This is a genomic window from Allobosea sp. LjRoot237 (genome assembly GCF_964253285.1).
Lineage (GTDB): Bacteria > Pseudomonadota > Alphaproteobacteria > Rhizobiales > Beijerinckiaceae > Allobosea.
On sequence record NZ_CAXUQP020000001.1, the window covers coordinates 3,000,949 to 3,021,315 of the forward strand.

The 20,367-nt window shown below is 65.8% G+C and carries 22 protein-coding genes; 5 read left to right on the top strand and 17 right to left on the bottom strand.

Annotation, left to right across the window (positions count from 1 at the left end; genetic code table 11):
- Nucleotides 1-6 precede the first annotated feature (6 nt).
- From ACSQ24_RS14495 to dctP, 4 genes are all read right to left on the bottom strand, one after another.
- A complete protein-coding gene (locus ACSQ24_RS14495; RefSeq protein WP_436095352.1) occupies nucleotides 7-447 on the bottom strand; it encodes a type II 3-dehydroquinate dehydratase in 441 nt (146 codons plus the stop codon).
- 18 nt (nucleotides 448-465) lie between these two features.
- The gene (locus ACSQ24_RS14500) at nucleotides 466-1,761 is read right to left on the bottom strand and encodes a TRAP transporter large permease (protein WP_436095353.1); all 1,296 of its coding nucleotides are present in this window, start codon (nucleotides 1,759-1,761) and stop codon (nucleotides 466-468) included.
- Nucleotides 1,758-2,276 (bottom strand): TRAP transporter small permease, encoded by a 519-nt coding sequence (locus ACSQ24_RS14505; RefSeq protein WP_436095354.1) that lies wholly within the window; start codon nucleotides 2,274-2,276, stop codon nucleotides 1,758-1,760. Before ACSQ24_RS14505 ends, ACSQ24_RS14500 begins: the two co-directional genes overlap by 4 nt.
- 101 nt (nucleotides 2,277-2,377) lie before the next feature.
- The gene (gene dctP / locus ACSQ24_RS14510; RefSeq protein ID WP_436095355.1) at nucleotides 2,378-3,361 is read right to left on the bottom strand and encodes a TRAP transporter substrate-binding protein DctP; all 984 of its coding nucleotides are present in this window, start codon (nucleotides 3,359-3,361) and stop codon (nucleotides 2,378-2,380) included.
- Nucleotides 3,362-3,537: 176 nt separating this feature from the next.
- Between dctP and ACSQ24_RS14515 the strand changes: the two genes are divergently transcribed.
- The gene (locus ACSQ24_RS14515; protein WP_436095356.1) at nucleotides 3,538-4,212 is read left to right on the top strand and encodes a GntR family transcriptional regulator; all 675 of its coding nucleotides are present in this window, start codon (nucleotides 3,538-3,540) and stop codon (nucleotides 4,210-4,212) included.
- A 105-nt stretch (nucleotides 4,213-4,317) separates the two neighbouring features.
- On the opposite strand, the gene glpX is transcribed toward ACSQ24_RS14515, so the two are convergent.
- Together glpX and ACSQ24_RS14525 are read right to left on the bottom strand one after the other, a co-directional pair.
- The gene (gene glpX / locus ACSQ24_RS14520; protein WP_436095357.1) at nucleotides 4,318-5,316 is read right to left on the bottom strand and encodes a class II fructose-bisphosphatase; all 999 of its coding nucleotides are present in this window, start codon (nucleotides 5,314-5,316) and stop codon (nucleotides 4,318-4,320) included.
- Between the two features lie 110 nt (nucleotides 5,317-5,426).
- A complete protein-coding gene (locus tag ACSQ24_RS14525; RefSeq protein ID WP_436097895.1) occupies nucleotides 5,427-6,767 on the bottom strand; it encodes a homoserine dehydrogenase in 1,341 nt (446 codons plus the stop codon).
- Nucleotides 6,768-6,875: 108 nt separating this feature from the next.
- Here ACSQ24_RS14525 and ACSQ24_RS14530 point away from each other — a divergent pair, with 108 nt between their 5' ends.
- On the top strand, nucleotides 6,876-7,223 hold the full coding sequence (locus ACSQ24_RS14530) for a VOC family protein (protein ID WP_436095358.1): 348 nt from the start codon (nucleotides 6,876-6,878) through the stop codon (nucleotides 7,221-7,223).
- Here the strand turns inward: ACSQ24_RS14530 and ACSQ24_RS14535 are convergent.
- On the bottom strand, nucleotides 7,210-7,992 hold the full coding sequence (locus ACSQ24_RS14535; protein WP_436095359.1) for a helix-turn-helix transcriptional regulator: 783 nt from the start codon (nucleotides 7,990-7,992) through the stop codon (nucleotides 7,210-7,212). The genes ACSQ24_RS14530 and ACSQ24_RS14535 overlap by 14 nt on opposite strands.
- A 78-nt stretch (nucleotides 7,993-8,070) precedes the next feature.
- On the opposite strand from ACSQ24_RS14535, the gene ACSQ24_RS14540 reads away from it, so the two are divergent.
- Nucleotides 8,071-8,607: a peroxiredoxin-like family protein gene (locus ACSQ24_RS14540; protein WP_436095360.1), complete on the top strand. Its 537-nt coding sequence runs from the start codon at nucleotides 8,071-8,073 to the stop codon at nucleotides 8,605-8,607.
- A gap of 6 nt (nucleotides 8,608-8,613) precedes the next feature.
- On the opposite strand, the gene ACSQ24_RS14545 is transcribed toward ACSQ24_RS14540, so the two are convergent.
- The 4 genes from ACSQ24_RS14545 to ACSQ24_RS14560 form a co-directional block, all read right to left on the bottom strand.
- A complete protein-coding gene (locus tag ACSQ24_RS14545; protein ID WP_436095361.1) occupies nucleotides 8,614-9,045 on the bottom strand; it encodes a hypothetical protein in 432 nt (143 codons plus the stop codon).
- 142 nt (nucleotides 9,046-9,187) lie between these two features.
- Nucleotides 9,188-10,408 carry an LL-diaminopimelate aminotransferase gene (locus ACSQ24_RS14550; RefSeq protein WP_436095362.1) on the bottom strand — a complete coding sequence of 407 codons (1,221 nt, stop codon included), beginning with the start codon at nucleotides 10,406-10,408 and terminating at the stop codon, nucleotides 9,188-9,190.
- 150 nt (nucleotides 10,409-10,558) lie between these two features.
- Nucleotides 10,559-11,185 (bottom strand): glutathione S-transferase family protein, encoded by a 627-nt coding sequence (locus ACSQ24_RS14555; protein ID WP_436095363.1) that lies wholly within the window; start codon nucleotides 11,183-11,185, stop codon nucleotides 10,559-10,561.
- Between the two features lie 80 nt (nucleotides 11,186-11,265).
- Nucleotides 11,266-11,631: a hypothetical protein gene (locus ACSQ24_RS14560; protein ID WP_436095364.1), complete on the bottom strand. Its 366-nt coding sequence runs from the start codon at nucleotides 11,629-11,631 to the stop codon at nucleotides 11,266-11,268.
- Nucleotides 11,632-11,831: 200 nt separating this feature from the next.
- Here ACSQ24_RS14560 and ACSQ24_RS14565 point away from each other — a divergent pair, with 200 nt between their 5' ends.
- Entirely contained in the window at nucleotides 11,832-13,580 is a 1,749-nt protein-coding gene (locus ACSQ24_RS14565; RefSeq protein ID WP_436097896.1) for a PHA/PHB synthase family protein, read from the top strand.
- A gap of 153 nt (nucleotides 13,581-13,733) precedes the next feature.
- Here the strand turns inward: ACSQ24_RS14565 and ACSQ24_RS14570 are convergent, their stop codons facing one another.
- On the bottom strand, nucleotides 13,734-15,053 hold the full coding sequence (locus ACSQ24_RS14570; protein ID WP_436095365.1) for an OmpP1/FadL family transporter: 1,320 nt from the start codon (nucleotides 15,051-15,053) through the stop codon (nucleotides 13,734-13,736).
- A gap of 465 nt (nucleotides 15,054-15,518) precedes the next feature.
- Here ACSQ24_RS14570 and ACSQ24_RS14575 point away from each other — a divergent pair, with 465 nt between their 5' ends.
- Complete coding sequence (locus ACSQ24_RS14575) at nucleotides 15,519-16,367, top strand: fumarylacetoacetate hydrolase family protein (protein WP_436095366.1); 849 nt, start codon at nucleotides 15,519-15,521, stop codon at nucleotides 16,365-16,367.
- 71 nt (nucleotides 16,368-16,438) lie between these two features.
- On the opposite strand, the gene ACSQ24_RS14580 is transcribed toward ACSQ24_RS14575, so the two are convergent.
- From ACSQ24_RS14580 to ACSQ24_RS14600, 5 genes are all read right to left on the bottom strand, one after another.
- Nucleotides 16,439-16,660 carry a hypothetical protein gene (locus ACSQ24_RS14580; protein ID WP_436095367.1) on the bottom strand — a complete coding sequence of 74 codons (222 nt, stop codon included), beginning with the start codon at nucleotides 16,658-16,660 and terminating at the stop codon, nucleotides 16,439-16,441.
- Nucleotides 16,661-16,803: 143 nt separating this feature from the next.
- Nucleotides 16,804-17,736: an N-acetyl-gamma-glutamyl-phosphate reductase gene (argC, locus tag ACSQ24_RS14585; RefSeq protein ID WP_436095368.1), complete on the bottom strand. Its 933-nt coding sequence runs from the start codon at nucleotides 17,734-17,736 to the stop codon at nucleotides 16,804-16,806.
- Nucleotides 17,737-18,214: 478 nt separating this feature from the next.
- Entirely contained in the window at nucleotides 18,215-19,171 is a 957-nt protein-coding gene (gene speB, locus ACSQ24_RS14590; RefSeq protein WP_436095369.1) for an agmatinase, read from the bottom strand.
- A gap of 22 nt (nucleotides 19,172-19,193) precedes the next feature.
- Nucleotides 19,194-19,472 carry a hypothetical protein gene (locus tag ACSQ24_RS14595; protein ID WP_436095370.1) on the bottom strand — a complete coding sequence of 93 codons (279 nt, stop codon included), beginning with the start codon at nucleotides 19,470-19,472 and terminating at the stop codon, nucleotides 19,194-19,196.
- A gap of 112 nt (nucleotides 19,473-19,584) precedes the next feature.
- Nucleotides 19,585-20,340, bottom strand: a complete 756-nt coding sequence (locus ACSQ24_RS14600) for an SDR family oxidoreductase (RefSeq protein WP_436095371.1) — start codon at nucleotides 20,338-20,340, stop codon at nucleotides 19,585-19,587.
- Nucleotides 20,341-20,367: the final 27 nt, after the last annotated feature.

Below are 20,367 nucleotides of genomic sequence, written 5' to 3' on the forward strand. Positions count from 1 at the left end.
CCGGCCTCAGCCGGAGCGCTCCGCCAGGTCGATCGCCGCCTTCACCGCCACCGCATAACCCTGCGCGCCGAGCCCGGCGATAATCGCCGTCGCGGCCAGCGAGACATAGGATTTGTGGTAGTGCGCCTCGCGCCGGTGGATGTTCGAGATGTGCAATTCGACGATCGGGCCGGGAAACATCTTCAGCGCGTCGAGGATCGCGATCGAGGTGAAGGAATAGGCCGCCGGGTTGATGATGATCGCCGCGCCCTTGTCGATCGCCTCGTGGATCCAGTCGATCAGTTCGTATTCGCGGTTGCTCTGGCGGAAGACGATCTCGCGCGCGCCGCCCGCCTCGCGGCAGAGCGTCTCGACCTCGGCGAGCGTGGTCGAGCCGTAGATCTGCGGCTCGCGCGTGCCGAGCCGGTTCAGATTGGGGCCGTTGAGGACGTAGATCGGCTTGCTCACGGGTCGAGTCCTGTCCAGTCAGCCCTGGTAGCCCATCAGGCGCGGCAGCCAGAGCACGAGGCCGGGGAAAAAGGTGATCAACGCCAGGGCGACGATCATCGCGCCGAGGAACGGCATGCATTCGCGCACGATCTGGCGCAGCGGCACCTCAGCGATATTGGTCATGATGAAGAGCAGGAGGCCGTAGGGCGGCGTGATCAGCCCGAGCATGATGTTGACGACGACGACCACGCCGAAATGCACCATGTCAATGCCGAGCGCCTTGGCCGTCGGAATCAGCACCGGCACGACGATCAGGAGGATCGCGGTGCCCTCCAGCAGGCAGCCGAGGACCAGCAGCAGGACGTTGACCAGGATCAGGAAGCCGAGCGGCGACAGGTTCCAGCTGGCGAGGAGCACGCGCAGGCTATCGGGGATGTTCTCGATGGTGACGACGTAGTTGAAGACGAGCGCGCCGGCGATCAGCATGCCGATCGAGGCGGTGGTGCGGGCGCTATAGGCGAGCGAGCCATAGAAGGCGCTGAGGCTGACACTGCGATAGAGCAGCACCGAGACGGCGAGCGCGTAGGCGGCGGCGACGGCGGCAGCCTCTGTCGGCGTGGTGGCGCCGCCATAGATGCCGCCGAGCAACACCACCGGCATCATCAGCGCCGGCAAGGCGCGCCAGGTGATGCCGGGCAAGCGGCGCAAGGGGATCGGCGGCTCGACCGGGAAATTGCGGCGCCTGGCGGCCGAGGCGACGATCGTCATCTGCGCCAGCGCCATCAGCAGGCCGGGAATGACGCCGCCGAGGAAGAGGAAGCCGATCGAGGCGTCGGAGACCAGCGCGTAGAGCACCATCGGGATCGAGGGCGGGATGATCGGCCCGATCACCGATGACACGGCCGTCAAGGCGGCGGCGAAGGCCGGCGGGTACTTGCCGTCCTTGGTCATCATCGCCTGCATCATCCGGCCGGTGCCGGCGGCATCGGCGATGGCCGAGCCCGACATGCCGGCGAAGATCACGCTCTGAACGATGTTGACATGGGCGAGCCCGCCCCTGAAGCGGCCGACCAGCGCGTCGCAAAAGCGCAGCAGGCGCTCGGTCATTGAGCCAATATTCATCAGCTCGGCCGCCAGGATGAAGAGCGGCACGGCGAGGATGACATAGTTGGTGTACATGCCGTTGAGCAGCTGCTCTGCGGCGATCGAGAGGTCCTGCCCGGCGACAAGCAGGTAGAGGATCGAGCCTGCGATCATCGCATGGCCGATCGGCAGGCCGAGCAGCGACAGCGTGACGATACCGAGGATGGCGAGGGAGAAAGGCGTGCTCATACGCCCGAGCCCGCCTTGGTCGGATCGAAGGCTTCGGGCGCCTTGCCACGCAAGGCGCTGAAGCCGAGCCAGAGATAGCGGATGATCGCACCGACCGCGAAGGCGATGTAGATCGCATAGACCCAGTTGAATGGCAGCTTGAGATAGGCGGTGCGCTCGACCTTCATGAAGGCGACGTAGTCGACCATCGCCGGCAGCGAGATCACGTAGAGCGCGACGAGCGCGACTGCCGTGATCAGCGCCATGACGCGGCGCGACCCCGGCCCGACGGCGCCGTAGATGATGTCGAAGCGGATCTCCTCGCTTTCGCGCACCACGAAGCCGGCACCGAACAGCACCAGCCAGAGCCAGAGGATGACGCTGATCTCATGCGTCCAGCCGATCGGGAAGTTGAGCAGATAACGGAAGACGATCTGCACCAGGAAGACGAGGAACATCGCCCCGAGCATCAGCGCGAGCAGGTTCTCGGCCCGGCGCGCCATGAAGGCGCCGAGCGCTTTCAGCGAGTTCGGCATCGTCCCTCCGGTGAAATTCGGCCCGCCGGCCCCTCCATCGGCGGGCCGCGCCGGCCCCAAGGGGCCAGCGCTAGAACTGGATCACTCGAACGTAGCGGACGCTAGAGCGCGTTGATCTTGTCGAGCATGCCCGGTGTCCAGCCCTTGGCCAGCTCGGATTCCAGATACTTCTTCTGAGCGAAGTCGCGGAAAGCCTTGAGATCGGGCGTATAGACCTCGAGCCCCTGCTTCTTGAAGAAGTCGACCAGCTCGGCTTCCTTGGCGAGGTGCTCCTTGGTGCTCCAGTCGATCGCGGCGTCGGCCGCAGCCTGGAAGGCGGCCTGCTTCTTCGCATCCATCCCGTCCCAGACGCGCTTGGTGACGCAGAGCAGATCGAAGCCGACGAGATGCGAGGTCAGCACGATCTGCGAGGAGACCTCGTAGAACTTCATGTTCTGGACGTTGGGCAGCGGGTTGTCCTGGCCATCGATCGCGCCGCTCTGCAGGCCGGTATAGACCTCGGCATAAGCCATCGGCGTCGGGTTGGCGCCGAGCGACTGGCCGAGGAACTGCCAGGCATCGCCGCCGGGCATGCGCAGTTTGACGCCGGCGAGATCGGCCGGGGTACTGATCTTCTTCTTCGGCTTCAGGCCGACCTGACGGGCGCCGAAATAGGTCGGCCCGAGGATTTTGATGTTGAGCTTGTCTTCCGCCATCTTCTTGAGGTCGCGGCCGACGTCGCTGGCGAAGACCTTCTTGAGATGGTCGGCATCGCGGAAGAGATAGGCCGAGGTGACGATCGACCAGGCCGGGATCTGGTTCGAGACGTCCTGCGGCGCGATGTTCCCCATTTCGAGGTTGTTGCGCTGCATGGCGACCAGCTCAGTGCCCTGCTTGAACAGGTTGCCGCCGTAATAGGGCTGCAGCGTGAAATCGTCTTTGATGGCTTCGCCGAAGCGCTTCATCATCTCGGCGCGGATGTCCTGTTCCGAGAACACCGCCGAAAAGCGCAGGTTGGACTTGCCCTGTGCAAACGTGGCGCCGCCCGTCAACGCCAGCGCGCCACCGGCCACCAGCAGCATGCGCCTGTCGATACCCTGTTTCATGCCGTTCCTCCCCTGCGGGTTGTCCCCGCTTCGAGGCAGACCATGCCCAAGCCGCTGTCAGCAATCAACTGGTATTTTTGATTTCATCAGATGATCCCGATTTCACCATAACAATTGTGCCCACTTCACTGCGTCGCTAAGCTGCGCCCTCTGCCGCAGTCCCGGACGGATCACGCATGCTGAATTACGCGCCGCCGACCGCCTCGATCGGAGAGCTCGCCTATCGCCGTATCCGGGCAGACATCGTCTTCGGGCGGCTGGTGCCGGCGCAGCGGCTCAAGCTCGACGACCTGCGCGAGACCTATGGCACCAGCATCAGCACGCTGCGCGAGATCCTGAACCGGCTCTCGTCGGAAGGGCTGGTCGAGGCCGAGGGACAAAAGGGCTTCATGGTCGCGCCGGTCTCCGCCAGCAATCTGAGCGAGATCGCGGCGTTGCGGCTACTGCTCGAGGGACACGCGTTGGCGCAGTCCTTCGCCACCGGGGACATGGAGTGGGAAGGCCGCGTCGTCGCCGCCCATCACAAGCTCGCCTTGATGGAAAGGCGCATGCTCGACAATGACCGCGCCGATCCGGAGCTCTGGAAGCGCTATGACTGGGAGTTCCATCACGCGCTGATCTCGGCCTGCGGCTCGCAGGTGCTGATGGAGACGCACGCCTCGGTCTATGACCGCTATCTGCGCTATCAGATGGTCGCCGTGATCTTCCGCGGCGAGGCCGCGGCGCAGGAGCACCAGATCCTGCTCGACTGCGCGATGCGGCGCGACATAGCCCGCGCCACGGATGTCCTGGCGACGCATATCAACGCCTGCGTGGAACACACCCTTGCCGGAGGCAGCCTGCAAGGGTAAGCGAGCGGTCCGTCATTGCGAGGAGCGTAAGCGACGAAGCAATCCAGGATGGCTCGCTCGGCGGCCCCTGGATTACTTCGCTACGCTCGCAATGACGGTTTGCACTCAGTCGAGCTTGAACTTCGACAGCTCGCGATGCTCGCCATAGATGCGGCGAACCGTGCCGGTGATCGAGCGATAGACGATCGTCTCGGTCTCGATCACCTCCGGCCCGAAGCGCACGCCCGAGAGCATGCCGCCATCGGTGACGCCGGTGGCGCAGACGATGACGTCGCCCGAAGCCATCTCGGCCATGTCGTATTTGTGGTTCGGATCCTTGACGCCCATGGTCGCGGCGCGCTTGCGCTTCTCTTCGGTGTCGAGGATGAGGCGGCCCTGCATCTGGCCGCCGACGCAACGCAGCGCAGCGGCGGCGAGCACGCCCTCCGGCGCGCCGCCGATGCCGAGATAAAGGTCGATACCGGTCTTTTCCGGCTCGGTGCAGAAGATCACGCCGGCGACGTCGCCATCGGTGATCAGGCGGATCGAGGCGCCGGTCTTGCGGACCTCGGCGATCAGCTTCTCGTGGCGCGGCCGGTCCATGATCAGCGTGTTGATCTCGTGCGGCTTCACACCCTTGGCCCTGGCCAGCGCGTTGATGTTGTCCGCGGCCGAAGCATCGAGGTCGACGATGCCCGGCGTGTAGCCGGGGCCGATCGCGATCTTGTCCATATAGACGTCGGGGGCGTAGAGCAGCTGGCCGGCGCCGGCCATGGCCATCACCGCGATCGAGCCCGGCATGTCCTTGGCGCAGAGCGTCGTGCCCTCGAGCGGGTCGACGGCGATATGGACCTTGGGACCGGTGCCGAGGCCGACCTTCTCGCCGATGAAGAGCATCGGCGCCTCGTCGCGCTCGCCCTCACCGATGACGATCTCGCCGTCGATCGGCAGGCGGTTGAGCTCGCGCCGCATCGCATCGACCGCCGCCTGGTCGGCCGCCTTCTCGTTGCCGTGGCCGCGCCAGCGCGCAGCGGAGACGGCGGCGCGCTCGGTGACGCGCACCAGCTCCATCGAGAGATAGCGCTCGATGATCTGATCGGGCGAGATGCGGAGATCTTCGGACATGGGCGGCTTCCTCAGCGAGTGGCGAATGGCGAGTGGCGAGTGAAAGCGCAAGTGGCTATGAGAAAATGGAACGTCGCTCCATTCGCTATTCGCCACTCGCCATTCGCCCCCTACTCCCTTTCGATACGGATGACTTGCGGCGCTTCTGCGATGTGGCCGTCGGCGCTGACCTTCTCCAAGGCGCCGCGAATGGCCTGTTCGCTGGTGGCATAGGTGATCAGCACCACCGGGACCGGCGCGCCGGAACGCCCGCCAGGATCGCGCTGGGCGGCGATCTCGGAGCGGTGCTGGACGATGCTTTCGAGCGAGATGTCGGCTTCCGCCATGCGGGTCGCGATTGCGGCCGCGGCGCCGGGACGGTCGGCCACGGCGAGGCGGATATAGTAGCCGCCCTCATGGCGCTGCATCGGCGCCCGCGCCGGCTGCTCCAGTCGCGCGACCGGCATGCCGAAGGGATGGCCGGCGGCGCCGCGGGCAACGTCGGCGATGTCGGCGATCACGGCCGAGGCGGTCGGCCCGCCACCAGCGCCGGGGCCGACCAAAGTGATCTCGCGCACCGCATCGGCATCGATCGTCACCGCATTGGTTACGCCCATCACCTGCGCGATCGCGGACGACTTCGGCACCATGGTCGGGTGCACGCGCTGCTCGATGCCGGTCTTGGTGCGCTCGGCGACGCCGAGCAGCTTGATGCGGTAACCGAGCTCATCGGCCATCTTGAGGTCAAGCGGCGTGATCGAGGAAATGCCTTCGACATGAATCGCTTCGGCGTCGATCCTCGTGCCGAAGGCGAGGCTGGTCAGGATGGCGAGCTTGTGCGCGGTGTCGAAGCCCTCGACATCGAAGGTCGGATCGGCCTCCGCGTAGCCGAGGCGCTGGGCGTCCTTCAGGCAGGCCTCGAAGGTCAGCCCTTCGAGCTCCATGCGCGAGAGGATGTAATTGCAGGTGCCGTTGAGGATGCCGTAGAGCCGGCTGACATTGTTGCCGGTGAGCGCCTCGCGCAGCGTCTTGACCACCGGGATGCCGCCGGCCGAGGAGGCCTCGAAGGCGAGCGCCGCGCCGGTGCTCTCGGCGAGTTCGGCGAGCGCGACACCATGGGCCGCGAGCAGCGCCTTGTTGGCGGTGACGACGTGCTTGCCGGCGGAAAGCGCCGCCTCGACCGCCTGCTTGGCCGGGCCGTCCGAGCCGCCGATCAGCTCGACTAGGCAGTCGATCTCGCCGGAGCTGGCGAGCGCGACCGGATCGTCGAACCAGGCGAAACCGGAAAGATCTATGCCGCGGTCGCGATTGCGATCGCGGGCCGAGACCGCCGTCACCCGGATCGGACGGCCGCAACGCGCGGCGAGCGCGTTCTCCTGTCGCTTCAGAATACCGGCGACCGCGGCGCCGACTGTTCCCAAGCCGGCGATGCCGACACGCAGGGGCCTGATCTCGGAGGGAGCAGCGTGCATGGTCATGGTCGGCGGGGTCGCATGAGGCGCGCGGGGAGTCAACGGCGAAGGGGTGGATGGAACCTGCGCCATCGGGCGCGATTGAGGGTTCAACAGGAGGTACCCGAGATGCTCAAGGTCGGCTCGATCGTCTGGGGCGTGCGCGACGTGCCGCGCGCCATCGCATTCTGGACGGAAGCGCTCGCCTACAAGCCGCTGCGGCCGCCCTCGCCCGACTGGGCGATCCTGGTGCCGCGCGAAGGCGTCGGCGTGCAGCTCGCGATCACGCAGGTCTCATCACAGGCGCAGGATCATCAGCGCCACCATCTCGACCTCTATGCCAGCGACCGAAAAGCCGAGGGCGAGCGATTGCTGCGTATCGGCGCGACGCGTGCCGAGTGGCGTTACCCCGAAGGCGCCGACTACGTGGTGCTGGAAGACCCGGACGGGAACCGCTTCTGCATCATCGAGAAATGACGGCGAGCGCACCCTCGCCCTGCCGACTCTTCCTCCGTGCGACCGGCGGCTCGCCGAAGGCTCGCTGATAAGCGCGCGAGAAGGCGGCGGCACTGCCGTAGCCAATCCGCCGAGCGACGAGCTTCACGCGGCCGCCACGCTCGAGTTCGCGTCTTGCCAGCACCATCCGCCAGCTGGCGAGATAGGCCATCGGAGTAACACCGACCACTTGCGGAAACAGGGTCATGAAGCGGGTTCTCGACATGCCTGCGATCACCGCGAGATGGTCGATCCGCCAATCGCGCGCCGGCGTCTCCTGCATCGCGGTGAGAGCCGGAAACAACTGTGGGTGGGACAGGCCGGCCAGCAATCCGGGGCGGGTCGTGCCCTGATCGATCAGGTGGCGCAACAGCAGGAGCAGCAGCAGCTTGCAGAGATTGTCGAGCGCCACCTGGCGACCGCAGCGCCGGGCGGAAGCCTCAGTGACGAGAATCCTGGCTACCGCCTGCATCGCCGGGGCGCTCTCCAAGGCCAGATCGACCCGTCCCGGCAGTGCTGCGATGAGGGGATTGGCAGGCCCACCGAAGTCGATCCTGACCGCGGCCAGCACGTCTCCATCGAAGCGCATGGGGCCGTCCACATGCGGCAAAAAGATCAGCGCTTGTGGCTCCCCAGCCTGACCGAGCATCACGAGATTGGCAGTATCGAGCTGGGCCTGCTCCGCCACGACGTCGAATGCCGCAAAAAAACTCGACAGGCGATCTCGCCCAAGCGCCGAACTTTCGATCATGAGATCGGGACTTTCCACATCCAATAATATGCGAAACCCTTCGGCAGCTGCAACCGCAACTGCAACGAGGTCAAGTCCATGCTCACTCCCCGTCAGCCGGCTCCCGCACTCTCCGTCGACACGCTCGCGCATGGCCGCTTCGAGCTTCATGCGGCATCGCCGGAGCGCTTCACGCTCATCTGCTTCTATCGGGGCCTGCACTGCCCGATCTGCGCCAGCTACCTGAAGGAACTCGAGCGGCTGACGCCCGAATTCGCCGCGCGCGGCGTCGAGACCATCGCGATCAGCAGCGACGGCGCCGAACGGGCGGCCGAGATGGCGGCAAAGGTCGGCGCGCAGGCGCTCAGGGTCGGCTACGGGTTGCCGCTGACCAAGGCCCGCGAATGGGGCCTCTACATTTCCACCTCACGCGGCAAGACCTCGATCGGAATCGACGAGCCCGCGCTGTTCTCCGAGCCCGGCGTGTTCCTCATCCGCTCGGACGGCACGATCTATTATCTGTCGGTGCAGTCGATGCCGTTCGTACGGCCGAATTTCACCGAGATGGTCGCGGCGCTCGATTTCGTCATCAAGAACGACTATCCGGCGCGCGGTGAATTCACGGGCGCGGTGTGACCCCGCTCACTCGAAGCGGCAGACGACCTCGGCTGCGAGCTTGTGGACCTTGTCGTTCTCGAAACCGAGATAGAGCCGCAGCAACTGGTTGCCGAAGGCGGTGATCTTGATGGTGCGCAGCGCCTCGATGCTGTCGCCATCCGCCAGGGTGGAATTCTCGTCGACCGGCTTCCAGAACCAGGGCTTCGGCGCCCGGATCACGGTCTGCGCCAGGAGTTGCTCGGCTTCGGCGCGGCCCATGCCGTTCGGGAAGTACTTCGTCACGATCTCGGTGGCGTCGCGGCCGCATTCGCGCGCCCGCGTCGCGGTCAGCACCTCGGCGATCAGGGGCGAATCGGTGTCCGCGGTGCGGCCACGCGAGAAATCATAGGTCGCGAACAGGCAGACCAGCGCGAACAGGCCGAAAACGATCCCGATCAACCGGCCTTTCGAGACCATCGCGCACTCTTCGTCCCAGCTATCCGCCCCGCCGCCTGCGTTCCCATGTTTTGGCGGCTCGGTCCAGTGCCAGGGCGCAACACCTCAGGCTGTCTTTCCGGGTCGGCGCTTCGCGCCGCCCCGGAAAGACAGCCGCCATCCCCTACCCTGCCTTCGGCATCTGGATGACGTTGTGCAGGGTCTGGTCCGCGGTCTTCAGGAACCGCCCGACATTGCGCGCGGCCTGGCGGATGCGCTGCTCGTTCTCGACGATGGCGATGCGGACGTAGTCATCGCCATGCTCGCCGAAGCCGATGCCCGGCGCGACCGCGACCTCGGCCTTCTCGATCAGGAGCTTGGAGAACTCCAGCGAGCCGAGATGGCGGAACTTCTCCGGGATCGGCACCCAGGCGAACATCGAGGCCTGCGGCGCGGGGAACTCCCAGCCGGCCTTGCCGAAGCTCTCGACCAGCGCATCACGGCGCTTGCGATAGGTCTCGCGCATTTCGCGGATGCAGTCGTCCGGACCGTTGAGCGCTGCCGCCGCCGCCACCTGGATCGGCGTATAGGCGCCGTAGTCGAGATAGGACTTCACCCGCGCCAGCGCCGCCAGCAGTCGCTCGTTGCCGACGGCGAAGCCCATGCGCCAACCGGCCATCGAGAAGGTCTTCGACATCGAGGTGAACTCGACGGTGACGTCGATCGCGCCCTGCACCTGCAGCATCGAGGGCGGCGGATCGTTCTCGTCGAAATAGACCTCGGCATAGGCAAGATCGGAGAGCAGGATCAGCTCGTGCCGCTTCGCGAAGGCGACGAGGTCGCGGTAGAAGTCGAGCGAGGCGGTGTAGGCCGTCGGGTTCGCCGGATAGCAGGTGACGAGCGCGATCGGCTTCGGCACGGAATGGGCCATCGCCCGCTCCAGCGCCGGGAAGAAGGCCGGGGTCGGCTCGGCCGGGACGGAGCGGATCACGCCGCCGGCCATCAGGAAGCCGAAGGCATGGATCGGATAGCTCGGATTGGGCACGAGCACGACATCGCCCGGGCCGGTGATGGCCTGCGCCATATTGGCGAAGCCCTCCTTCGAGCCGAGGGTCGCGACGACCTGCGTGTCGGGGTTGAGCGTCACGCCGAAGCGGCGCTGATAGTAATGCGCCTGGGCGCGGCGCAGGCCGGCAATGCCCTTGGAGGCGGAGTAGCGATCGGTGCGCGGCTTGCCGGCGGTCTCGACCAGCTTCTCGATGACGTGCTTCGGCGCCGGCAGATCGGGATTGCCCATGCCGAGGTCGATGATGTCGACGCCCTTGGCGCGTTCGGCTGCCTTGATCTTGTTGACCTGTTCGAAAACATAGGGCGGCAGGCGTTTGATGCGGTGGAAGTCGGTCATCTCGGCAACAGGTCCTTGCGGATCGTCGCCCCGGAAGGCGGTCGATCACATTCTTGCGTTGCGATGCCTTACCACCGCAGCTTTCGCCCCGACAGAGCAAAATAAGCAAGATTCATCGAAAGCGACCCGATGTCGCCGCTGCGTCACGGTTCAGGCCGGCGGAATGAAGGGCTGGCTGATCGCCTGGAAGACATCGAGAGCCTCGCAGCGGGCCGAGTGCGCCGCCAGGGCGGGATAATCGCTCAGAACGACGAGATCGGGATGCGCGTCGCTGGCGAAACGCAAAGCGCAGGCGAGCGCGATATCGGCGTGGCCGATGCGGTCGTCGAACCACCAGCCGCCGGCGCGCTCGGCCCGCTCCCGCTCCAGGGTGGCGAGGACGCCACCGATCTGGCCGCGGCAGCGCCCGGCCCAGGTATCGGAGACCTGATCGTGCAGCCGTAGCTCGTAGAACAGGCTCACTGCCTTCTCGGCCAGCCCCATTGCCAGCCCAGCGATGCGCAGCGCCCGATGACGCGCCGGCTCCTGGCGCGGGAACAAGGCGCGTTCGGCCGAAACCAGGCCGTCGAGATAGTCGAGCATGGCATGGCTCTCGACCAGAACGAGCCCGTCATCGAGCTCGAGCGTCGGCACGCGAACCAGGGGATTGAGCGGCGCAATCTTTTCGCCGTCGCCGAAGACCGACCAGGGCCGTTGCTCGAAGGGCAGTTCGTAGAGCGTCAGCGCGATGCCGACCCTGCGCACGAAAGGCGAATCATATTGGCCGATCAGGATCATTGCGGAGGTCCCGGCGCGAACTCCGCGATTGGAGCTGCCCGGCCAAGATCAGGCAAGCCGCCTCACGTGCAGCCGTCCCCTCATTCTTTCGGCAGGGGCGGTGGAGCAGGCGCCGGCGCCGGCGGAGGCAGGACCTTGCCGAGGCTCTGCGCCTGCGAGCCGGCCGCATCGTTGGAGATTCGCTTGGCTTCGAGCTCGGCCTCGAGCTTCTTGAACTCGTCGACGGTCTTGCGCTTGGCCTGACGTGAGACGGTGGTGCCGATCGGGATATATTTCGGGTCCTGCGGCCGCGTCTCGACCACGAAGGGCTTCGGCTCGCCAGGCGTGGTGGCAAAATCGGTCATTTCGGCGACACCGCGCGCGGCCTGGCAGCCGCCAAGCACAGCTCCGGCGAGCAGGACGATCCCGATCGCCTTGAGCGAGATTTCAGTCCGCCTGTCAGCCATTGCCCTGCTTCCGCAAAATTTCTTTGTCACTCATACCGGTTAGGTCCTTAATGGGTCCAAAATGGGGAGTGCAACTCCTGCGTAAGGCTACCGAGGAGAGCGCCGCCATGTGTCCGCCTGCTGACGAGAAGGGCAAAGCCGGCCACAAGGCAACTGAAACGCCGTTCGCCGACCTGCCGCCGGTGCCCGACTTCGAGTCAATGGCGCAGAACATGGGCAAGCTGGTCGAGCAGGCCGGCAAGGTGACGGCCGCCTATCTGAAGCCGATCGAGCGCGGCGAAGCCAAGACCGGCCAGGCCGACGAGGCGAGCGAGATGGTCAAGGTGCTCGGCCGCGTCGCCGAGCGCTGGATCAGCGATCCCCAGAAGATCATCGAGGCTCAAGGCGCGCTCACCAGCGACTTCCTCAGCCTGTGGAGCGCGACGCTGAAGCGCCTCGGCGGCGAGCAGGTCGAGCCGGTGATCGCGCCCGAGAAACGGGACGCCCGCTTCGCCGACCCCGAATGGAACACCCATCCGGTCTTCGACTTCGTCAAGCAGGCCTATCTCCTGACCACGCGCTGGGCCGAAGGCATGGTCGAGCAGGCCGAGGACCTCGACCCGCATACGCGCGACAAGGCCCGCTTCTACGTCAAGCAGATCGCCGGGGCCCTCTCCCCCTCCAATTTCGTCGCCACCAATCCCGAGCTGCTGCGCGAGACCATGGCGCAGAACGGCGAGAACCTGGTGCGCGGCATGAAGATGCTGGCCGAGGATGTCGAGGCCGGCGGCGGCGAGCTCAAGATCCGCCAGTCTGATGCCGGCGCCTTCGAGGTCGGCGTCAACATCGCGACCACGCCCGGCAAGGTCATCTACCGCAACGACATCATCGAGCTGATCCAGTACGCACCCTCGACCGAGACGGTGCTGAAGCGGCCGCTGCTGATCGTGCCGCCCTGGATCAACAAGTTCTACATCCTCGACCTCAATGCCGAGAAGAGCTTCATCCGCTGGTGTGTCAGCCAGGGGCTGACGGTCTTCTGCATCTCCTGGGTCAACCCGGATCACCGCCACGCGCTCAAGGATTTCGAGAGCTATATGCGCGAGGGCATCTTCGCCGCGCTCGAGGCGGTCGAGCAGGTGACCGGCGAGAAGCAGGTCTCGACGATCGGCTATTGCGTCGGCGGGACGCTGCTCGGCGTCACCCTCGCCTACATGGCCGCGACAAAGGACAAGCGCATCGCCAGCGCGACCTTCTTCACCACGCAGGTCGACTTCACCCATGCCGGCGAGCTCGCGGTCTTCGTCGACGAGGAGCAGATTCGTTCCGTCGAGGAGCAGATGGCCGAGCGCGGCTATCTCGACGGGTCGCGCATGTCGGGCGCCTTCAACATGCTGCGGCCGAACGACCTGATCTGGACCTATGCGGTCAACAACTACCTGAAGGGCAAGGCGCCGACCGCCTTCGACCTGCTCTACTGGAATTCGGATTCGACCCGGATGCCGGCCGCCAACCACTCTTTCTACCTGCGCAACTGCTATCTCGAGAACAAGCTGAGCAAGGGCGAGATGCGGCTCGGCGGCAAGCTGCTCGACCTCAAGAAGGTGACGATCCCGGTCTATAACCTCGCGGCCCGCGAGGACCATATCGCGCCGGCGCAATCGGTCTTCCTTGGCTCGCAGAGCTTCGGCGGCCCGGTCGATTACGTCATGGCCGGCTCGGGCCACATCGCCGGCGTGGTCAACCCGCCGAACAAGGTCAAGTACCAGTTCTGGACCGGCCCGAAGCCGGAAGGCGCCTTCGATGATTGGATCCGGAAGACGCAGGAGCATCCGGGCTCCTGGTGGCCGCATTGGCTCGCCTGGCTGGAGAAGCAGGCGCCCAAGCGCGTCAAGCCGCGCATCCCCGGCGACGGTCCCCTGCCCGCGCTGGAGGATGCGCCGGGGAGCTATGTGAAGATCAGGGCGTAACGACGGAGCGCGATCGTCGGCCCGCGCTTGTCCGAGCCATCCCGGCCCAGCCAGCGGATATATCGTCCGCCCGCAACAACCCCGCGGTCCGGTTGTCCAAAACAGAAGAGCCGGCCCGAAGGCCGGCTCTTTCGTTATCGTCGAAGGCGCCGATCAGTTCTTGCGGACGACCGGGCGGACCGGGATCGTCTCGGTCGGAGTGTCCCAGCGATAGGTCAGGCCGGCCGAGACGATGTGGATATAGGGCTTGGCCTCGGCCGTGTAGAACACGGCAGCCTGCTGCGGGTGGGCGCCGGTGTAGTTCACCGAAGCCTTCTTCACGTGGATATAGGTGTAGCCGACGTCGAGCTTCAGCTTGTCGGTGATCTGATAGCTGCCACCGGCCGAGAGCCAGAGACGGTCGTTGTCCGAGATGAAGATCGTCCGGTTCTGATCGTTCACGGCCGAGAGCTCGTAACCGACACCGGCACGCAAGGTCAGGTCGCGATTGTACTTGTACTCGGCACCGGCCGAGAAGAACCAGGCGTCGTCATACTGGAAGTTCAGGCTGGTGACTGGCTGGCCGTTGAGCTTGCTGACGATCGGGATGTTGCGGAAGCGGCTCCAGTTGGTCCACTCGACGCCGGCATGGACCTGCCACTGCTCGTTGATCTCCTGCGAGACGCCAAACACGACCGAGTCGGGCAGGTTGAGGTTCGCCTTGACCGGAACGACGCCGCGCGGCGTGCGGAAAGTCCCGTCCAGCGTCTGGCGCACCGCCGAGCGGTAGGCGATACCGATATTCGTGCCCTGGAACGGCGTCAGGTTGATACCGAAGCGATAGCCGAAATCGATCGTGTCACCCTCGATGATGACCGGAGCAGCAGTCGGAGCAACGCCGGAGGCGGTCTTCAGGGCTGCGTTCAGCCACTGGATCTGCACCGCGGCGCCGACCGAGATCCAGTCGTTGACCTTGTAACCGATCGTTGGCGAGACGTTGATGGTCGCGAGCTTCGCAGAGCGACCATAGACTTGGGCGGCATGTGCCTGGTTGTCCGGCTTCGAGCGCAGGCCATAGGGCGCGCCGGTGGTCCAGCCGAACCAGAAGCGGTCGGTCAGCTGCCAGGCGCCGTAGGAGGCGGGAATGAAGGCGCCGTCGCCGCCGATATTGCCGGTGCCGTTCTGCAGCGGGTTCAACGGACCGTTGGGCGCGCCGAGCCGGCTCACCGACGTCGGATCATAGCTCGCATTGGCATTGAGATAGGTGAAGTTCCACTGGCTGTGGCGGCCGGGGAACATGGTGATCGTCGCCGGGTTCCACGCCATCGAGCCCATGCCGATGCCGCCCGAAGCGGCGCCGGCATAGGCCATGCCGAGACCCTCGGCGCTCTGGCCGGAGCGGATCGCGAAGGAGCTCGCCGAAGCCGCGCCGGCCGCCAGCAGCGCCGAAAGCGAGACGGTGGCGGCGGTGGTGAGTTTCAGAAGGCTCTTCATCGCGGCTTCTTCCCCAGGCTGAAGTTCTTGTTGTGAGGCCCGCGGCGACGCGCGCCGCAGGAATCTGTCCTCACCATGCCGCCTGCCGGTTTCCGCCGCAATCCCGCCGCGATCGCCCTCAAATAGCCTTGCTCGTCCAGCTTTCCGCAGCGGCATACCCGAAAACGTGCAAAAACGGAGCGTTTCGCGTGTCTTGCCTGAATGTCGGCGGCAGAAAAGATGGTTTACATACGAACTATCGCGATTTTGCCATTGTGCATCGCAATATAGCCTTCTCCGCTGCCTCGAAATGATGACACGGTTTCGCTAAGACCGTTGCACAAGCGCCACAGTTCCCCGGCGCGTCCGCAGGCGGGGCATGCATCCCGACGGGCTTGCATCATGGCGGCAGTCCGCACAGGATCGCCGCGACCTCGGATTTGGTCTCGCATCGTGTTTTAAACGTTTGAAAAAGGGGGAAACGACGTGAAACTGGTTCGTTACGGCGCATTCGGCCAGGAGAAGCCCGGCCTTGTCGACGCCGCCGGCAAGCTCCGTGATCTGTCGGCCCATGTGTCCGACATCGCCGGCGCAGCCTTGAAGTCGGCCTCGCTCGCCAAGCTGAAGGCGCTGCCCCCCGAATCACTGCCGGCGGTCGAGGGCGCGCCGCGCATCGGCGCCTGCGTCGGCGATGTCCGCAATTTCATCGCTGTCGGCCTCAACTTCGCCGATCATGCCGCCGAGACCGGCGCGGCGATCCCGGCCGAGCCGATCCTGTTCAACAAGGCGCCGAACTGCATCGTCGGCCCCAATGACGACGTCATCATCCCGAAGAACTCGAAGAAGACCGACTGGGAAGTCGAGCTCGCCATCGTGATCGGCGACGGCGGCTCCTATATCGACGAAGCGAACGCCATGGCGGCGATCGCCGGCTTCTGCGTCTGCAACGATGTCTCCGAGCGCGAGTTCCAGACCGAGCGCGGCGGGCAGTGGGCCAAGGGCAAGGGTTGCCCGACCTTCGGCCCGCTCGGCCCCTGGCTGGTGACGCCCGACGAGATCTCGGACGTGCAGAACCTGGCGATGTGGCTCGAAGTCGACGGCGAGCGCGTCCAGAACGGCTCGACCAAGACGATGATCTTCGGCGCCGCCTATCTCGTCCATTATATCAGCCAGTTCATGCGGCTCGATCCAGGCGACGTCATCACCACCGGAACGCCGCCCGGCGTCGGGCTCGGTTTCAAGCCGCCGCGCTTCCTCAAGGGCGGAGAGACCGTGGCTCTCGGCATCGAGGGGCTGGGCACGCAGAAGCAGTTGTTCAAGCCCTACGCCAACTGACGAAAAAAGCGCTGCCGGGGTCGTTCGACCACCCCCGGCAGCGCACGCAATCTTGCACAGGCAAGACTGCTTCAGTCCCGGACGCTCCTGTTGGAGCGCGGAAACGCGATGACCTGCGCCGATATGACGGCCTTCACATCGGATACCGCGACCAGCGTCTGAGCATCGCCCTGCGCGGAGCCCCCCGGCCCCTCGCCCGCCGCCCGCTCGATCGTCGAGACGGCAGCGCGCTCACGTTCCAGTCGGCGCCGACTACGAGCCAGACGCACGCCCAATGTGTCGAATCCTGGCATCGAATCGCCCCCGCTCTCAGCTGCCGAGATCAGCTATGACCTCGGGCACCAGCTGCTGCATCCCCCATTTGGGGGGTGCAGTTGCTGTTTCGTTGCGGATTGAGGGAGTCGGTGCGTCTGAAGGGCTGCGATGTGAACGGCTGTCAACTTTCGGGAAGGCCGAGCATCAGGCGGATGTTCTGCACAGCCGCGCCAGAGGCGCCCTTGCCGAGATTGTCGAGCCGGGCGACGAGCACGGCCTGGCCGAGATCGGCATTGCCGAAGACGCGCAGTTCCAGCTTGTTGGTGTCGTTGAGCGCTTCCGGTTCGAGCTTGCCGCCCGCATCCGCCGGCAGCACGCTGACATAGGTCGAGCCGGCATAGCGTTCCGCCAGCGCGGCCTCAAGGTCGGCGGGCTTGGGCTTGGCAGGCAGCATGTCGAGATGCAGCGGTATCGAGACCAGCATGCCCTGCCGGAAATTGCCGACCGACGGCACGAAGATCGGCCGCCGCTCCAGCCGCGAATAGACCTGCAGCTCGGGCAGATGCTTGTGCTTGAGGCCAAGGCCGTAGAGCTCGAAATCAGGCGCCGTGCCGGCCTCATGGGCCTCGATCATGCTCTTGCCGCCGCCGGAATAGCCGGAGACCGCGTTGACGGTGACAGGATGGTCGGCCGGCAGCAGCCCGGCATCGACGAGCGGGCGCAAAAGCGCGATGCCGCCGGTCGGATAACAGCCGGGATTGGCGACGCGGTTGGCGTTGGCGACCTTCTGCGCGAAGCCCGGCTCGAGCTCGGCGAAGCCATAGGTCCAGTCCGGGGCAACGCGATGGGCGGTCGAGGCGTCGACGATCTTCGGCGCCCCCGTGCCTAGCTCATCGGCGAGCGCGACCGATTCCTTGGCCGCATCGTCGGGCAGGCAGAGCACGACGAGATCGACACCCGCCATCATCGCCTTGCGGGCGGCCGGGTCCTTGCGCTTGTCCGGGTCGATGCTCTTGACCACGACCTCCGGCACATCGGCGAGACGCTCGCGGATGCCGAGCCCGGTGGTGCCGGCCTCGCCGTCGATGAAGATGGATTTCAGGTTCTGGCTCATCGGACCCTCGCGAGGTGTCTGGTGGAGGCGGACGAAATTCGTTGGCTGGCTTGGGAGTACGGCCTTGTCGCAAAACCGGACATCATTTTTGCGACGGGCATAAAAAAACCGCGCTCGGGGCGCGGTCGCGGGCGTTCGGACTTTAGCCGAGCGTCATCGCGGGCGCGCCAAGGCGGCCTGTTCACTGCGACGTCGGGTCGGGTTCGTGGTCATGGGCCCGTATATGTTCCGTGCGGGGACAGCTGTCAATGACGGGGGGCGGTCACCGCGACGCAGAACCCCTCTCCTGGAAGGAGAGGGGCAGGGGTGAGGTGTTCGGACCGAAAACGTTGGCCGAAACCCAGCCGCGCGGTCAGGCCTCGCGGAACTGGTCACAGGGCCTACACCTCACCCTGCCCTCTCCTTCCAGGAGAGGGTTCCCCGCGCCTTGATACCCCAACATTCGGAATCACATGGCCGCCGAAGCTGCCATCCCGATTCAACCGGTCTTCTTCAGGGCCAGTGCCTGGAGATAGTGCTGCGCCACCGCCGCGCCTGCAATCGCGGTCGCGTCGGCATGGTCGTAAGGTGGCGAGACCTCGACCACGTCCATGCCGCGGAAATCGAGATCGCGGATCGCCCAGACCAGACGCAGCGCCTCGGCCGAGGAGAAACCGCCGGCGACCGGCGTGCCGGTGCCCGGTGCGAAAGCCGGATCGAGCGCATCGATGTCGAAGGTGAGATAGGCCGGCCCCTGCCCCACGCGCTCCTTGATCTGAGCTGCGATGCCGTCGATGCCAAGCGCATGCGCCTGATACGCGTCGATCACCTTGATCCCGCAATCGCGTGGCGCGACGGTGCGGATGCCGATCTGGATCGAGCGTTCGGTATCGATCAGCCCCTCGCGCACCGCCTCGAGCACGAAGGTTCCGTGGCTGATCGCGCCGACACCGTCATCCCAGGTGTCCTGGTGCGCGTCGAACTGGACGATGGCGAGCTTGCCATGGCGGGCGACATGGGCGCGCAGCAGCGGCAGGGTGATGAAATGGTCGCCGCCGAGGGTGACGAGCTGGGCGCCGCTCGCGATGATCGCGGCCGCCTCGCTCTCGATCGCCCGGGCACAGCCCTGCAGATCGCTGCGCGGCAGCAGGCAGTCGCCATAGTCGACCACGGCGAGCGTCTCGAACGGGTCGATGCGCGAGGGGTATTGCGCGTCGCCGTCGAAGATCGTGCTGACGCGGCGCAGCGCCTGCGGCCCGAAGCGGGTGCCCGGCCGGTTCGAGACGGCGAGGTCGAAGGGCACCCCCCAGACCACCGCGTCGCAGCCGGCGACGTCCTTGCTGTAGCGACGGCGCATGAAGGAGAGCGCACCGGCATAGGTCGGGTCATGCGCCGGGCCCTTGCGGTCGCCGGTGAAGGCGTAGTCGATCGGCGGGATCTGGGCAGGTTCGGTCATCTTGAATAAGTCCGTCGGGAGGTCAGCGCCGGCCGTTCAGCCAGACATAGAGGCACCAGGGCAGGATCAAGGCGAGCCCGGTCAGGACCAGCCTCAGCGTCGTCCAGGCGACCGGATATTGCAGCGCCCTGCCGTCGAGCTCTGGCACGCCATGGATCAGGCCGAGCGCGAAGGCCGGCGCCAGGAAGACGATCAGCGCGTTGAAGATGCGCCGGCCGCGCGGCAGGTCGCTGCGTGCCAGCGCCAGCAGCGCCGGCACCGCGACCATGCCGAAGGCGATCAGGATGAGCAGGACGCGCATGGCGGCTTCCGGTTGAACAGGCTGGCAGCCGATTTAGCACGGCCGGGCTGCGGCTCCAGCCGTCTGCGGCTGCTCTGGCAGCCGAATCTGTCGTTTATGTCTGCGCAGTAACCTATCGGCCGCCGCCGACGCGGATGATCGAGCCGACCATGTAGGACGCTGCCTCGGAGAGCGCGAACAGCACGGCTTCGGCGATCTCCTCCGGCTGAGCGACCCGCTTCAACGGGATCGACGGTGCGATGCGGGCGGCGCGTCCCGGTTCGCCGGTCGAGAGCGCGTGGATGTCCGTCTCGGTCATGCCCGGCGCCACCGCATTGACCCGGATGCCGACCGGGGCGAGTTCGATCGCGAGGCCGATAGTCATGGAATCGACCGCCGCCTTCGAGGCGGCGTACCAGACATACTCATTGGGCGAGCCGAGGCCGGCGGCGATCGAGGATATGTTGACGATGGCGCGGTTCTTCGCGCCGTCATTGGCGAGCAAAGCCTGGGCCGCCTCGCGCGCCACCAGGATCGCGCCGGTGACGTTGAGATCGATGCAGGCGCGGATGACCTGCGGATCGGACTTGGCAAGCGGGCTGCTCTTGCCGGTGATCGCGGCATTGTTGACGACTGCGGTCAGCGGCCCCAGCGCCGCCTTCGCCTCGGCGAAGACGCGCGTGATGTCGGCAAGGTTCGCCATGTCGCCCTGGATCGCAACCGCCTTCGCCCCGGCCCGACCGCAAGCCGCGACGACGTCGGCAGCCGCCTGCGCATTGCCCTGATAATTGACCGCGACGTCATAGCCGCGTTCGGCGGCGAAACGGCAAATCGCGGCGCCGATGCCACGGCTGCCGCCGGTGACGAGAAGAACGGGACGGTCGGACATGCGGACGGCCTTCCTTGATGATCGACG